The organism is Phenylobacterium montanum (assembly GCF_018135625.1).
Taxonomy (GTDB): domain Bacteria; phylum Pseudomonadota; class Alphaproteobacteria; order Caulobacterales; family Caulobacteraceae; genus Poindextera; species Poindextera montana.
Genome location: NZ_CP073078.1, coordinates 490,953 through 504,106, shown reverse-complemented (window position 1 = coordinate 504,106; position 13,154 = coordinate 490,953). Strand labels below are relative to the sequence as shown.

14 protein-coding genes are annotated in these 13,154 nt (G+C 68.3%); 8 read left to right on the top strand and 6 right to left on the bottom strand.

Features of this window, described 5'->3' with window-relative positions; translation table 11 throughout:
- The first annotated feature begins 65 nt into the window (after positions 1–65).
- The 7 genes from KCG34_RS02400 (at position 66) to KCG34_RS02370 (ending at position 7,178) form a co-directional block, all read left to right on the top strand.
- A complete protein-coding gene (locus KCG34_RS02400) occupies positions 66–422 on the top strand; it encodes a hypothetical protein (protein ID WP_211938808.1) in 357 nt (118 codons plus the stop codon).
- 116 nt (positions 423–538) lie between these two features.
- Entirely contained in the window at positions 539–1,624 is a 1,086-nt protein-coding gene (locus KCG34_RS02395; RefSeq protein ID WP_211938807.1) for a Zn-dependent alcohol dehydrogenase, read from the top strand.
- Positions 1,625–1,761: 137 nt separating this feature from the next.
- The gene (gene zwf, locus KCG34_RS02390) at positions 1,762–3,210 is read left to right on the top strand and encodes a glucose-6-phosphate dehydrogenase (RefSeq protein WP_211938806.1); all 1,449 of its coding nucleotides are present in this window, start codon (positions 1,762–1,764) and stop codon (positions 3,208–3,210) included.
- An 11-nt stretch (positions 3,211–3,221) separates the two neighbouring features.
- A complete protein-coding gene (gene pgl / locus KCG34_RS02385) occupies positions 3,222–3,923 on the top strand; it encodes a 6-phosphogluconolactonase (RefSeq protein ID WP_211938805.1) in 702 nt (233 codons plus the stop codon).
- Positions 3,920–4,564, top strand: a complete 645-nt coding sequence (locus KCG34_RS02380; protein ID WP_211938804.1) for a bifunctional 4-hydroxy-2-oxoglutarate aldolase/2-dehydro-3-deoxy-phosphogluconate aldolase — start codon at positions 3,920–3,922, stop codon at positions 4,562–4,564. The genes pgl and KCG34_RS02380 overlap by 4 nt, the downstream gene beginning before the upstream one ends.
- Positions 4,565–4,698: 134 nt before the next feature.
- Positions 4,699–5,595, top strand: a complete 897-nt coding sequence (gene folD / locus KCG34_RS02375) for a bifunctional methylenetetrahydrofolate dehydrogenase/methenyltetrahydrofolate cyclohydrolase FolD (protein WP_211938803.1) — start codon at positions 4,699–4,701, stop codon at positions 5,593–5,595.
- The gene (locus KCG34_RS02370; protein ID WP_211938802.1) at positions 5,592–7,178 is read left to right on the top strand and encodes a tetratricopeptide repeat-containing sulfotransferase family protein; all 1,587 of its coding nucleotides are present in this window, start codon (positions 5,592–5,594) and stop codon (positions 7,176–7,178) included. The genes folD and KCG34_RS02370 overlap by 4 nt, the downstream gene beginning before the upstream one ends.
- Here KCG34_RS02370 and KCG34_RS02365 read toward each other — a convergent pair.
- The 6 genes from KCG34_RS02365 to KCG34_RS02340 all read right to left on the bottom strand — a co-directional run bounded on the left by KCG34_RS02365 (position 7,115) and on the right by KCG34_RS02340 (position 12,488).
- Positions 7,115–7,792, bottom strand: coding sequence for an ABC-type transport auxiliary lipoprotein family protein (locus KCG34_RS02365; RefSeq protein WP_249138186.1), 678 nt, complete (start codon positions 7,790–7,792; stop codon positions 7,115–7,117). The two genes, KCG34_RS02370 and KCG34_RS02365, sit on opposite strands and share 64 nt — an antisense overlap.
- Entirely contained in the window at positions 7,789–8,727 is a 939-nt protein-coding gene (locus tag KCG34_RS02360; protein ID WP_211938801.1) for an MlaD family protein, read from the bottom strand. Before KCG34_RS02360 ends, KCG34_RS02365 begins: the two co-directional genes overlap by 4 nt.
- A complete protein-coding gene (locus tag KCG34_RS02355) occupies positions 8,727–9,539 on the bottom strand; it encodes an ABC transporter ATP-binding protein (RefSeq protein ID WP_211938800.1) in 813 nt (270 codons plus the stop codon). Before KCG34_RS02355 ends, KCG34_RS02360 begins: the two co-directional genes overlap by 1 nt.
- Complete coding sequence (locus tag KCG34_RS02350; RefSeq protein ID WP_211938799.1) at positions 9,536–10,651, bottom strand: ABC transporter permease; 1,116 nt, start codon at positions 10,649–10,651, stop codon at positions 9,536–9,538. The genes KCG34_RS02355 and KCG34_RS02350 overlap by 4 nt, the downstream gene beginning before the upstream one ends.
- Before the next feature lie 203 nt (positions 10,652–10,854).
- Positions 10,855–11,877: a S1/P1 Nuclease gene (locus KCG34_RS02345; protein WP_211938798.1), complete on the bottom strand. Its 1,023-nt coding sequence runs from the start codon at positions 11,875–11,877 to the stop codon at positions 10,855–10,857.
- 20 nt (positions 11,878–11,897) lie between these two features.
- Positions 11,898–12,488, bottom strand: a complete 591-nt coding sequence (locus KCG34_RS02340; RefSeq protein ID WP_211938797.1) for a glutathione S-transferase family protein — start codon at positions 12,486–12,488, stop codon at positions 11,898–11,900.
- A gap of 143 nt (positions 12,489–12,631) precedes the next feature.
- Here KCG34_RS02340 and KCG34_RS02335 point away from each other — a divergent pair, with 143 nt between their 5' ends.
- Complete coding sequence (locus KCG34_RS02335) at positions 12,632–13,153, top strand: 3D domain-containing protein (RefSeq protein ID WP_211938796.1); 522 nt, start codon at positions 12,632–12,634, stop codon at positions 13,151–13,153.
- Position 13,154: the final 1 nt, after the last annotated feature.

Here is a 13,154-nt window from a genome sequence, read left to right as displayed (position 1 = left end):
GATCGCTCGCTCCGTGATGTGAAAGACCGCCTCGCCGATATCGGCAAGGAAGTGACAGTCCGAGCATGAACCCTACAGTAACTGCTGTAGTCACCGCAGGCGTGATCGGGGTCGCGCTTTTTGGCGGCTGGTTGCTTTGGCTCAATTACTCCCCCGCTTCTGACGTTCCGCGACTGAAGCGAGACTACGAAGGCGTCGGGCGCCACGTGCTGAGCGTCACTCGAACCGGAACCGAGTTTGGCGAGACCACCTACCGGAAATATGAAGTGGTGCTGCAAGATGACCTTCATGGCGGCAGCACGATCGTGCTCGGGGTCGAAGCGGCGCTATATGGCGATCCGCGAGTCGATCGATTTGACGATCCGAAGTCCAATACGCCCGTCGCCATCTTTTGGCTGATCGTGCAGTGGTTCTTGCCGTAGATCGGCTAACGCCAACTAAATGCCGATAAGCTAGCTTGCTCCCTGCGCTCAGCCGGGCATATTGCGCGCGACGCGGCGGCTGCAACGCCGCCAATGCTGCTTTGGAGGAAGTCCGGATGAAAGCCGCCGTTCTGCGCCAGGTGAAGACGCCGCTCGAGATCGAGGACGTCCAGATCAACAAGCCCGGCCCGCACGAGGTGCTGATCCGCACCGCCGCGGCCGGCGTCTGCCATTCGGACCTGCACTTCGTCGAGGGCTCCTACCCCTACCCCCTGCCCGCCGTGCTGGGCCACGAGAGCGCCGGGGTGGTCGAACAGGTCGGCTCGGAAGTGCGCACGGTGAAGCCGGGCGACCACGTGATCACATGCCTCTCGGCCTTCTGCGGTCACTGCGAGCATTGCCTGACCGGCCACATGTCGCTGTGCGTCAGCCCCGAGACCAAGCGGCAGAAGGGCGACGAGCCGCGCCTGCTGCAGGAACCGGCTGGCATGAACCAGTTCCTGAACCTCTCCTCCTTCGCCGAGCAAATGCTGATCCACGAGCACGCCTGCGTGGCCGTGCGCAAGGACATGCCGCTGGACCGCGCCGCCCTGATCGGTTGCTCGGTGACCACCGGCGTCGGGGCGGTGATCCAGACCTCGAACGTCCGTGCGGGCGAGACCGTAGCCGTGATCGGCTGCGGCGGCGTGGGCCTTGCGGCCATCAACGGCGCGGCCATCGCCGGCGCCGGACGGATCATCGCGGTCGACATGGTCGGCTCCAAGCTGAACCTGGCCAAGCAGTTCGGTGCCACCGACGTGGTCAATCCGGCCGACGGCGACCCGGTCAAGCAGGTGATGGACCTGACCGGCGGCGGCGTGCACCACAGCTTCGAGGCCATCGGCCTGAAGGCCACCACAGAACAAGCCTTCCGCATGCTCCGCCGCGGCGGCACCTGCAACGTGATCGGCATGATCCCGGTGGGAACGATGATCGAGTTGCACGGCGCCGACTTCCTGGGCGAAAAGCGCATCCAGGGCTCGCTGATGGGCTCCAACCGCTTCCCGGTCGACATGCCGCGCCTCGTGGACTTCTACATGAGCGGCAAGCTGAAGCTGGACGACCTGATCTCGCGCCGCATCAAGCTGAACCAGGTCAACGAGGCCTTCGACGAACTGAAGAAGGGTGAACTTGCCCGCTCGGTCATCATGTTCGACGCATAACGATTGCGCCCCGGCCGTGGCGGTCACGGCCGGGGCAAAAACTTCCATAAATATCGACTGACATCGTTTTCAGACGGGGCGACGCAAGGTAAAGCACTCGCCGCGCCCGGATCGGGGCGCGGGAGCCCCACAAGTTTATGACCGCCCAGACCATCGTGATCGTCGGCGCGACCGGCGACCTGGCCCAACGCATGCTGTTCCCTTCGCTCTATTTCCTAGACAGCGAAGGCAAGCTCCCCAAAAATTTCAAGATTTTCGGCGCCGCCCGCACCGACCTGACCCACGAGGCGTTCGTCGCCGACGTGCACAAGGCGGTGAAGGCCCGCGCCGGCAAGTATTTCACCGAGGACGCCTGGAACGCCTTCGCCCAGCGGCTGGACTACCACACCCTGGACGCGGAAAAGCCGGCCACCTTCAAGGCCCTGGCGGGTCTGCTGAAAGACTCGGGCGAGACCATCTTCTACCTCTCGACCTCGCCCAGCCTCTATGACGCCATCAGCACCCACCTGCGTGAGGCGGACCTGGTCAAGCCGGGCGCCAGTCGGGTGATCGTGGAGAAGCCGATCGGCCGCGACCTGGCCTCCAGCGACGTGATCAACGACAGCCTGGGCCGCACCTTCGCCGAGCGCGAGATCTTTCGCATCGACCATTACCTGGGCAAGGAGACGGTCCAGAACCTCCTGGCCCTGCGCTTCGCCAACGCCCTGTTCGAGCCCCTTTGGAACAAGGTCTCGATCGACCACGTGCAGATCACCGTGGGCGAGACGGTCGGCGTCGAGGGACGCTGGGGCTACTACAACGACTACGGCGCGCTGCGCGACATGGTGCAGAACCACGTGCTGCAGCTGCTCTGCCTGGTGGCCATGGAGCCGCCGGCGAGCCTGGATCCGGACTCGGTGCGCAACGAGAAGGTCAAGGTGCTGCGCTCGCTGCGCCCCATCACCAGCCTGGACGACGTGCGTCACCGCACCGTGCGCGGCCAGTATCGGGCGGGGGTCGCCGACGGCAAGACGGTGCCGGGCTACAACGAGGAGGCCGGCGGGGGCGAGAGCGACACCGAGACCTTCGTCGCCCTGCAGGCCAATATCGACAACTGGCGCTGGGCCGGCGTGCCCTTCTACCTGCGCACCGGCAAGCGGCTGCCGAGCAAGAACACCCAGATCGTCATCCAGTTCAAGGACGTGCCGCACTCGATCTTCTCCGGTGAGAGCCTCCTCTCCAACCGCCTGACCATCCGGCTGCAGCCGGAGGAAGACATCTCGCTGTCGCTGATGAACGAGACGCCCAGCCTGGAGGGGGTGGCCCTGCGCTCGGTCGACCTGAACCTCAGCCTGACCGACGCGTTCAAGAACGAAGCGCCCCGCCGGCGCATCGCCTACGAGCGGCTTCTGCTGGAGGCGATCCGCGACAACCAGACCCTGTTCGTGCGCCGCGACGAGATCGAGGCGGCCTGGACCTGGATCGACGGGATCATCGACGGCTGGAAGCGCTTCGACATCAAGCCGGCGCCCTATGTGGCCGGCACCTGGGGCCCGGCCGGGGCCTACGCCCTGACCGAGCGCAACGGCCAGACCTGGTACGAGTGAGCCCGCCGCCCATGGCGCAGGAACAGCTGTTCGACATTCGCGAGGACCGCACCGCCGCCCTGGCGCGCGAGATCGCCGTGCGCCTGGAGGACGCCGTCCAGGCCAGGGGCGCGGCCAGCCTGGTCGCCACCGGCGGCTCGACGCCTGGGCCGCTCTATGACGCCCTGGCCCAGGCGCCGCTGTCGTGGGACCGGGTCAGCATCACCCTCAGCGACGAACGCTGGGTCCCCCCCGACGATCCATCCAGCAACGAGAACCTGGTCCGTAGGCGCCTGCTGACCGGCCATGCCGCGGGCGCCTGGTTCGTCGGGCTGAAGACGCCGCACGCTACGCCAGCCGATGGCGCCGCCGAGGTTGAGAAGGCCCTCGCCGCTCTGCCCTGCCCGTTCGACGTGGTGGTGCTGGGCATGGGCGGCGATGGCCATTTCGCCTCGCTGTTCCCCGGCGCGCCGGAGCTGGTCGAGGGGTTGGACGCCAACGGGCGCGATCTGGTCATTCCGGTCCGCCGGGTCGGCGCAGCGGGTGCGGCCGAGCGGCTGTCCCTGACGCTCAGCGCGATCCTGAACGCGCGCTGGATCGCCATCCTGATCGACGGCGCCGACAAGCTCGAGGTCTGCCGCCGCGCGGCCGCAAACGCCGTTCCGGACGAGTTGCCGATCCGCGCCGTCCTCAACCAATCTACGACTCCCGTCGACATCTGGTGGGCCCCATGACCGACAGTTCTACGACCCTGACCACCGCGGCGGTGATGCGCCTGGCTCCGGTGATCCCTGTCCTGACCATCGATCGGATCGAGGACGCCGTGCCCCTGGCCGCCGCCCTGACCGCCGGCGGGCTCTACGCCATCGAAGTCACCCTGCGCACGCCCGCGGCCCTGGAGGCCATCACCGCCATCGCGACCGAGGTCCCCGACGCGGTGGTCGGCGCCGGCACGGTGCTGAACGCCCGCCACTATGAGCTCGCTAGCGACGCCGGGGCCCGTTTCATCGTCAGCCCCGGCCTGACCGATGGCTTGATCGGCGCGGCCGCGGACAGCGAGGTCCCGCTGCTGGCCGGGACCGCCAACGCTTCGGACATCATGCGCGGCCTGGAAGCCGGCCTGACCCATTTCAAGTTCTTCCCGGCGGAGACCTCGGGCGGGGCGGCGGCGATCAAGGCCCTGGGCGGCCCATTCGGCGACGTCCGCTTCTGCCCCACTGGCGGCATCTCGCTGAAGACCGCGCCGGACTATCTGGCCCTGCCCAACGTGCTCTGCGTCGGCGGCGGATGGGTCGCGCCGGCGGCGGCGGTCGAGGCCAGGGACTGGGGCCGGATCACCGAGTTGGCCCGCGAGGCGGCCGCACTGAAGCGCTGAAGCTGTGCGGCGCTCGACGCCGCCGCTGTTTCCAGCCGACACGTGCGGTTTTGGCATCGCCAGGCGCCTTGCCTAGACCGTATCCAATCGCCTAGGAGCGCACGAGGAAGCGCAAAACTGGCCAGGAGCCCGGCATGAACGAAGCCCGCATCATCGACGGCCAGGCCTTCGCCGCCGGCCTTCGCCAGCGCATCGCCGACGAGGTCGCCGCCCTGAAGCGCGACCATGGCCTCAAGCCCGGCCTGGCCGTGGTGTTGGTGGGCGAGGACCCGGCCAGCCAGGTCTATGTCCGCAGCAAGGGCGAACAGACCCTGGAAGCGGGCATGCACTCCCTGACCGTGCGCCTGCCGGCCTCGACCACCCAGGACGAGCTCCTGAAGGTAGTGGGCGAGCTGAACGCCGATCCCGCCATCCACGGCCTGCTGGTGCAGTTCCCGGTGCCGGACCACATCGATCCCTTGGTGATCCAGTCGGCGATCGCCCCGGCCAAGGACGTGGACGGCCTGAACCCGGTGACCATCGGCCTCCTGGCCTCCGGCCAGCCCGCCCTGGCGCCGGCGACGCCTGTGGGCTGCATGATGCTGCTGGAGGACGCCCTGGGCGACCTGAGGGGCAAGCACGCGGTGGTGATCGGCCGCTCGAACCTCGTCGGCAAGCCGATCGCCCAGCTCTTGCTGCGCGCCAACTGCACCGTGACCATCGCTCACTCGCGCACCCGCGACCTGCCCTCCGTGGCCCGCCTGGGCGACATCCTGGTGGCCGCAGTCGGCCAGCCTGAGATGGTCCGCGGCGACTGGATCAAGCCGGGCGCAGCCGTAATCGACGTCGGCATCAACCGCGTGCCCTCGCGCAAGCCGGAGCTGGCGGCCCAGGGCAAGACCATCCTGGTGGGCGACGTCCGCTTCGCCGAGGCCAAGACGGTCGCCGGCTGTATAACCCCGGTGCCGCGCGGCGTCGGCCCGATGACGGTAGCCTGCCTGTTGCAGAACACCCTGACCGCCGCCAAGCGTCAGGCCGGCCTTCCAGCTTGAGCAAGCGCCCGGGCCCGACCGCAGCCGAGCAACTGGCCGCCCGGGCCCGCGAAGCCCTCGCCGCCGGCCGGCTCGACGAGGCCCGGGCGATCGGCCTTCGCGCCATTCAGGTCGATCCCGATTGCGCCATGGCCTTTCATGCCGTCGGCGATGTCGCCGCCGCCGTCGGCGCGCTCGAGCCGGCGACCCAGTATCTGCGGCGTGCGCACGAACTCGACCCGAACGATCCCGTGCCCCTGGCCCGCTTGTCCACGGTTCTTATCGGACTGAACCGGCTCGCCGAGGCGCGAGCCGTCGTGCGTCAGGCCCTTGCGCTGAAGCCTCGCGACGCTTTCAGCCTGGAGACCCTGGCCATCACCCTCACGCGCACGGGCGACTATGCCGAGGCCGTACGCCTGCTGGAAAGGGTGGTGACGCTGGCGCCTCGCAATACCGGCGCGCTCTACAATCTTGGCCTCGCAAGGCAGTACATCGGCGAGATCGACGGCGCCGGACGCGCGCTGCGCCGGGTTCTGGAGCTTGACCCCGGCCATGGGGGCGCCTGGCGCGTCCTGGTCGAGCTGACTCCGCAGTCGCCGGCGAACAACCACCAGCACACGCTCGAGGCGCTGTTCCGACAGGCGGAGAGCGACACCCAGCGCGCCCTGCCCCTTGGCCACGCCCTGGCGAAGACCGCCGAGGACCTCGGCCAATACGAACAGGCCCTGGAGTGGCTGACGCGCGCCAAGGCCGCCCGCCGCCGCGTCGTACCCTATGACCCGGCGCGCGACGAGGCGTTGTTTGCGGCGGCGGCGGAGACTGGCGGCGCCCCGGGAGCGGCGAATGGGGAAGCCGGGCCGATCTTCGTCGTCGGCCTGCCGCGCAGCGGCACGACCCTGGTCGACCGCATCCTCTCCAGCCACCCCGAGGTGGGTTCGATCGGCGAGCAGTACGCCTTTCCGCTCCTGCTCAAGCAGGCGGCCGCCACGCCGGGGCTGCACCTTGCCGATCCAGCTGCGATCCGCGCGGCGGGAGCCATCGACCTTCCTGCGCTCGGTCGCGCCTACATGGACCAGGCCCGAGCCATCCTGCCGGACCGGCCTCGCCTCACCGACAAGCTGCCGTTCAACTTCTTCTATGCCGGGCTGATCCTACAGGCCCTGCCAAGCGCACGGATCGTCTGCCTGCGCCGCGACCCGATGGACGCCTGCCTGTCCAATTATCGCCAGCTGTTCGGGCGAGACTCCCCGTTTCACGATTACGCCTACGACCTCGCCGACATCGCGCGCTATGTCGCCGCCTTCGAGCGGCTGGCCGCCCACTGGCGCCGCGCTCTGCCCGCCGATCGCTATTTCGAGATCACCTATGAGCGGTTGGTCGCCGACCAGGAGGGCGAAACACGGCGGCTGCTGGCGTTCTGCGGCCTCGACTGGGATCCGCGCTGCCTCGACTTTCATGAGAACCGCGCCGGCGTCGCCACCGCCAGCGTCGTCCAGGTGCGCCAGCCGCTGTTTTCCAGCTCGATCGGACGCTGGCGACGCTACGGCCCCGGCTTGGCCGCAGCCGAGGCGGTGCTGGCCGAAGCCGGGCTGCTTCCCGCCTGAGCCCCTTCGGTATTGGTCCAGGCCACCACCTGGCCCATGACCTCCGTCAGCGCGGCCTCATATTGCGGCACGATGGCGCTCACGTTGTTGCTGGCCGCCTTCTTGCGGCTCTCGAACAGCCTGGTGGCGACCGCCAGGCGATCGGCCGTGCGGTCCAGGCTGGCGCGCACCCGCACCACCACCGTCGGGGCCGCTCCTGCGCCGTCCAAATAGCGAGCCTCGAAGGTTTCCACGTCCAGCCTCAGGCTCAGGGGCGCCGCCCCCACCTCGCCGCGACGCCCCAGATGCGCCGGTCCCGGGGAACGGTCGAAGGCGTGGGACTCGGCGTCGTCGAACAGGGCCGAGGCCGGCGCCACCCAGCGCGCCCCGGCGATATAGGCGGCTTCGTTGCCGCTCATGGTCAGTATCTGGTCGCCCTCGGCGCCCCGGGCGAACCCAGTCGGCGCGCGATGCACCCAGAAGCCGGGCCCCTCTGCTGACGCCGGCTGCTCGGTCTCCGCCACGTCGAAGCGGTAGAGCTGCACAGGCGCGGTCTTGGGCAGCAGGGTGACGCAGCCGCCGAGAACCAGGGCCATGGCCGCCCCGGCGGCGAGGACAAGACGGGATCGGATCACGGCTTCACCTGCACTTCCTTGGCGGCGGGCTTTGAGACCAGCATCTGCGGATTGGCCTCGATCTCGTTGACCAGGCGGTTGAGGGATTCGGCGGTCTGCTGCAGCGAGGCGGCGGCCTGGGTGAGCTGCGGCAGGCCCGTGCGCGCGAAGTCGCCCGTGGGGCCTTGCAGCTTGGCGATCATTTGGTGCGCTTCGGTGGCCGTGGCCTTGATCTCGCCTGCGGCGTCGGCGACGTCGTGCAAGGCGCGCTTGCCGTCGCCGCCGACCAGCTGTTGGCTGGAGTCGCTGAGCTGCTTGAGGCTCTGCGCCGCCTGGTCGATGCTCTTCACCGCGTTGTCGGCGTCTTCGATCACCTGGCGGCGCTGCTTCAGCTCCAGGGTGACGGTATCGATGTTGCGCATGCTGTCCGACAGGCTCTTGATGTTGTCGTCCGACAGCAGCCGATTGACCCGGTTCAGCGCCTCCACCGTCGCGTTCAGCACCGTGCCGCTGCCCTGTAGCAGGTCCGAGATGGCGCTGCCGTGGCTGGCCAGCACTGGGCGCACGCCGAACGGCACCGTGCTTTTGAGGAGCGGCTTGCCGGCCGTCCCGCCGGTGATCTGGATGTAGTTGACCCCCGTGATGCCCTGGGGCTCGAGCGTCGCATAACTGTCGGTGCGGATCGGCACGTCCGAGGTCACCCGCACCGTCGCCACCACATTGGCCGGATTGGTCTTGTCGAGGGCGATCTTGGACACCTCGCCGACCTTGATGCCGTTGAAGTGCACCTCGCCCCCCTCCGAGATGCCCCGCACCGGACCGACGAAATTGATGTCGTAGAGGTCGTACTGCTTGGTGAACTCGAAGCGGGCGAGCCAGAAGATGAAGGCCACGAGCCCCAGGAACAGCAGCAAGGTGGCTATGCCGACCAGGGCGTAATTGGCGTTTCTTTCCATCAGTCGGCTCCTCGTCCGGCCTGCGCGCCCTGCGCCATACGCCCGCGCGGCCCCAGGAAGTACTGCTTGATCCAGGGATGATCCGACGCCTCCAGCTCGGCGATGGTTCCCACCATCACCACCTTCTTGTCGGCCAGCACCGCGATGCGGTCGCAGATGGCATAGAGGCTGTCGAGATCGTGGGTGATCATGAACACGGTCAGGTCCAGGCTGGCGGATAGCCCGCCGATCAACTGGTCGAAGGCGGCGGCCGAGATCGGGTCGAGGCCGGAGGTGGGCTCGTCCAGGAACAGAAGCTCCGGGTCCAGGGCCAAGGCCCGGGCCAGGGCCGCGCGCTTGACCATGCCGCCGGACAGCTCCGCCGGCTTCAGGTCGCCGGCTTCCGGCGGCAGGCCCGCCAGGGCGATCTTCATGTCCGCCAGGCTGGCGATCAGGTCGAGCGGCAATCGCGTATGCTCGATCATCGGCGCGGCCACGTTCTCGCGCACGGTCAGATTGGAGAACAGGGCCCCCGACTGGAACAGGACGCCCCAATTCTTCTCGATCAGCGTCCAGTCGCCTTCGTCGGCCATCGAAAGGTCCCGCCCGAACACCGTGACCTTGCCGCCATCAGGGACCTTGAGGCCGATCAGGGTGTTGAGCAGCACCGACTTGCCGGAGCCCGAACCGCCGACCACGCCCAAGACCTCGCCGCGCCGGACCACGAGGTCCAGCCCGTCATGCACGACGTGATCGCCGAAGCGCGAGACCAGGCCTTCGACCACGATCGGCTCGGCGGCGTTCAGGTCGGCCTGGGGGGCGGAATCGCTCATACGTTGAGCTTCATGTAGACAAGGGCGAACACGGCGTCGATCAGGATGATCGAGAAGATTGCGTGCACCACCGCCGTGGTCACCCGCTGGCCCAGGGACTCGACGTCGCCGCCCACCTCCATGCCCTGCCGGCAACCAATCCCGGCGATGGTGATAGCCATCACCGGGGCCTTGGAAAGGCCAACCCAGAAGTGGGTCGCCCCGACGTTCTCCACGATCCGCTCCAGGAAGAAGCTGGGGCTGAGGTTCAGCACCCACCAGCTCACTAATATGCCGCCTGCCAGGCCCGCGAGCGTTGCGACGAAGGTCAGCAGCGGAATGGTCAGCAGCAGGGCCAGGAAGCGGGGCAACACCAGGGCCTCGAACGGATCGACCCCCATGGTGCGCATGGCGTCGATCTCCTGGTTCATCTTCATCGCCCCGATCTCGGCGGCGAAGGCCGAGGCCGAGCGGCCGGCCAGGAGCACGGCGGTGATGACGATGTTGAACTCGCGCATCACCGCGATGCCGATCAGTTCGACGGCGAACACCTGGGCCCCGAACTGCGACAGCTCGTTCGCGCCCAGGAAACCCACCACCGCCCCGATGAAGAAGGTGGTGACGGCGACGATCGGAATGGCGTCCAGGCCGGCCCGCTCGGCCAGGCTGAAGCAGGCCGCCCAGCGGATACGGCGCGGGTGGGCTGTCACCCGCCCGATCGCCACCAGCAGGTGGCCGAAGAAGGCCATGGTCTCGTAGAAGGCCGCGCCGACACCCAACAGGCCTCGGCCCAGCCGCTCGGCCATGGCGTAGAGCGACCAGGGCCGCCCCTTGGGCCGGGTGGTGATGCGGGTGGCGTTGGCGACCAGCTCGAACAGGCGCTCCAGCGCCGGCGGCGGGGTCAGGCCGTCCGCCGCGGTGCGCCCCTGGCCTGCGCTCAGGATGGCGAAGACCCCGGCGGTGTCGCAGCGCCCCACTTGGCTCAGGTCGAAGCGCACTTCGCGCTCGCGGCTCAGGGCGGCGCGCAAGCGACCGGCGACGCGGTCCAGGTTGATCGCGGTCCAGTCGCCGGTCAGCGTCACCCACCGCGCCCCGTCACGCTCGCGCACGTCGAAGTCGGCGGGAGAGCTCATCGAGGCTGTCTGCTCCGTGACGCACGCGACGCGCGCTCTGAGGGTCAAGCGCTACCGCAGGAATCGGCGCGCCGCAAAGCTACGGTATGTGAAATGCGCGAAAGCCGAACCGGCGCCATGCCCCGGCGGAAACAACAAACCAGATTTAACCACATTCCGCCGGATTTGGAGCCATGAGCAATTCCATGAGCCGGGGGTGGCGGTCAGTCGTCGCCGTAGAGCGCATCCCACGGGTCGATGTGCTCCCTCAGCACCTGGTCGACCGTGATCGGCGGATAGCCCAGCGAGCCGTGAGCGCTGGCCTGCCAGGCCGAGACGATCATGTCCCGCAACTCGGCGGCGGCTGCCGCCACCCGCTCGACGGCGAAGGCCTGGCCCGCCGGATGCGGACCGGAAAGGCCGCCGGCCTTCTGCAGCTCGTAGAACGGGACCACCGTATGGAAGGTCTCGGTGAGGTACTGGCTGGTGCAGGCGTCGATCGGGGCGCAGGGCCTGGCCGCCGGCATGGCCGCCCGTGCGGCGCCCTCGGTGACCCATTGGCGCACGAAAGCCCCCTCAAACGGGACGTGGACGCGTTCCTGGGTGTAGCCATTCGGATTGGGGAAGTCGCCCCAGCCGTTGTAGTGCGTCGAGGCGTGCATGGGCTGGCTGCCATCGCCGACATAGTGAGCCCAGACTCCTAGGTCATGGACAGTCAAATCCTCGCGCCGCTTCAGGTCGGCGACCAGCCAGGCCTTGCGCTTCGGATCCTGCTCGCGCTCGACCGCCGCGGTCAGGACACGCCAATAGACGAAGTCCTTGGCCAGCTGCTGCCAGCCGTCGATGATCGAATAGGGCAGCCAGCCGGCGTGGCCGGCGTCGCTCCCGGCCGCACGGATCGCCGCCTCGTACTCGGTTCGGGTCGCAGGGAGGGCCGAAAGCGCCGGGCCGCCCAGGATCTTGCCGTCGTCATCGACATCGACGAAGTGGCCGCCGTCGCGGAAATTGTCATGGGCCTTGCCGGCGCCGCGCCAGCGGTCCGGCTCGCGGGCGAGTTCGCCCACCGCCTCGGCTGCGGCGGGACTACGCAAAAAGGCCGGGACATTGTCGGGCAAGGTCAGCACCCCAAGGCGCCCGATGATGCGGTGCCCGGTCGAACCCCAGGCATGCGCGGCCCCGGCGGGCGCAGCAAGCGCCAGGGCCGCGGCAAGGCCGACCAGCAAGCGGGAACGGATCGAAGGGGGCACGCTGCGGCTCCTCGCCTGACTCAGTCGCGAATACGCAGGGCGGCTTCCACCCGGCCGATCCAGGCGCGCACCGCAGGATAGGCGCCGAGATCGAAACCGCCGTCCCCGGCCATGCGGGTGTAGGCGACCAGGGCCACGTCGGCCAGGCTGACCGTCGCGCCTACCAGGAAAGGCGAATCAGCCAGGGCGGCCTCGAGCCGCGCCAGCGCCGCGTTCCCGCGTTCGACCAATCGCGGCTCAAGCGATTCCGCCGGCTCGCCGAGATATTTCACCTTGAACCGCGCCACGGCGACATAGGGCTCGTGGCTATACTGCTCCCAGAACATCCACTCGTACATGCGGGCGCGGTCGTAGGCGTCCTTGGGGAACAGGGCCGATCCCTCGGCCAGATGCAGGATGATGGCGTTGGACTGAGCCAGCGGCCGGCCATCCTCCAGGATCACCGCGGGCACCTGCCCAGCTGGGTTTATCCCCAGGAAATCAGGCGTCCGCGTCTCGCCGGTCAGGACCCCGGTTTCGATCCACTCGTAGGCGACGCCCAGATGGTCGGCGGTCCATTTCACCTTGAGGCAGTTGCCCGAAATCGAGTCGCCGTAGATCCGAATCGCCATGCCGCAGCCTCCATCCGCCATCGCCCATAGCGTGGTCAGATGGGGCGGCCAAGCCGGCCAGGCAACGCGGCAGGGGTTGACCGACCGCAAAGCGGCCCGTTACGACTGCGTCCCGACTGAGACGAGAAACAACGAGGACGCTGATGAAGCGCATCCTGGCATGCCTCGCCGCATTGGCGCTGCCCCCTGCAACGGCCCTCGGCGCCGAACCTCTTCCCAATGGGTATGATCCGATCGGCGACGCCATCGCCGTGATGATTCCGCAGGACCAGGCCGACCTGCCTACCGACATGAGTCTGAAGGCCAGCCTCTATCACGCAGGCCGTGGCATGCATCCGCGCGATTCGATCGGCTGCCCGGTCGCGGCCATGCGCACTGTGGCGGTGGACCCCTCGGTCGTGGCCCGCCATTCGATCGTCTACATCAAGGAGACCGCCGGCCTGCCGCTGCCCGGTGGCGGCTCGCACGACGGCTTCTGGTACGCCTCTGACATCGGCGGGGCGATCAAGGGCCACCGCATCGACCTCTTCACCGGCCATGACGCCGCCTCGATGCGGGCCATGGCGACGGTGAACCTGAAGTCGGTCACCGTGACCAAGGTCGGTGAATTCGAAGGTTGCCCGCCGGTGGATGGCGGCGCGGCCAGGGTGGCGGACGCGCGCTAAC

Excerpts from the sequence above, each read along its gene's own strand:
- pgl (WP_211938805.1), top strand. The coding sequence starts at position 3,222 with ATGGCGCAGGAACAGCTGTTCGACATTCGCGAGGACCGCACCGCCGCC.
- KCG34_RS02400 (WP_211938808.1), top strand. The coding sequence starts at position 66 with ATGAACCCTACAGTAACTGCTGTAGTCACCGCAGGCGTGATCGGGGTC.
- KCG34_RS02350 (WP_211938799.1), bottom strand. The coding sequence starts at position 10,651 with ATGAGCTCTCCCGCCGACTTCGACGTGCGCGAGCGTGACGGGGCGCGG.
- KCG34_RS02360 (WP_211938801.1), bottom strand. The coding sequence starts at position 8,727 with ATGGAAAGAAACGCCAATTACGCCCTGGTCGGCATAGCCACCTTGCTG.
- KCG34_RS02380 (WP_211938804.1), top strand. The coding sequence starts at position 3,920 with ATGACCGACAGTTCTACGACCCTGACCACCGCGGCGGTGATGCGCCTG.
- KCG34_RS02340 (WP_211938797.1), bottom strand. The coding sequence starts at position 12,488 with ATGGCGATTCGGATCTACGGCGACTCGATTTCGGGCAACTGCCTCAAG.
- folD (WP_211938803.1), top strand. The coding sequence starts at position 4,699 with ATGAACGAAGCCCGCATCATCGACGGCCAGGCCTTCGCCGCCGGCCTT.
- KCG34_RS02335 (WP_211938796.1), top strand. The coding sequence starts at position 12,632 with ATGAAGCGCATCCTGGCATGCCTCGCCGCATTGGCGCTGCCCCCTGCA.
- KCG34_RS02355 (WP_211938800.1), bottom strand. The coding sequence starts at position 9,539 with ATGAGCGATTCCGCCCCCCAGGCCGACCTGAACGCCGCCGAGCCGATC.
- zwf (WP_211938806.1), top strand. The coding sequence starts at position 1,762 with ATGACCGCCCAGACCATCGTGATCGTCGGCGCGACCGGCGACCTGGCC.
- KCG34_RS02395 (WP_211938807.1), top strand. The coding sequence starts at position 539 with ATGAAAGCCGCCGTTCTGCGCCAGGTGAAGACGCCGCTCGAGATCGAG.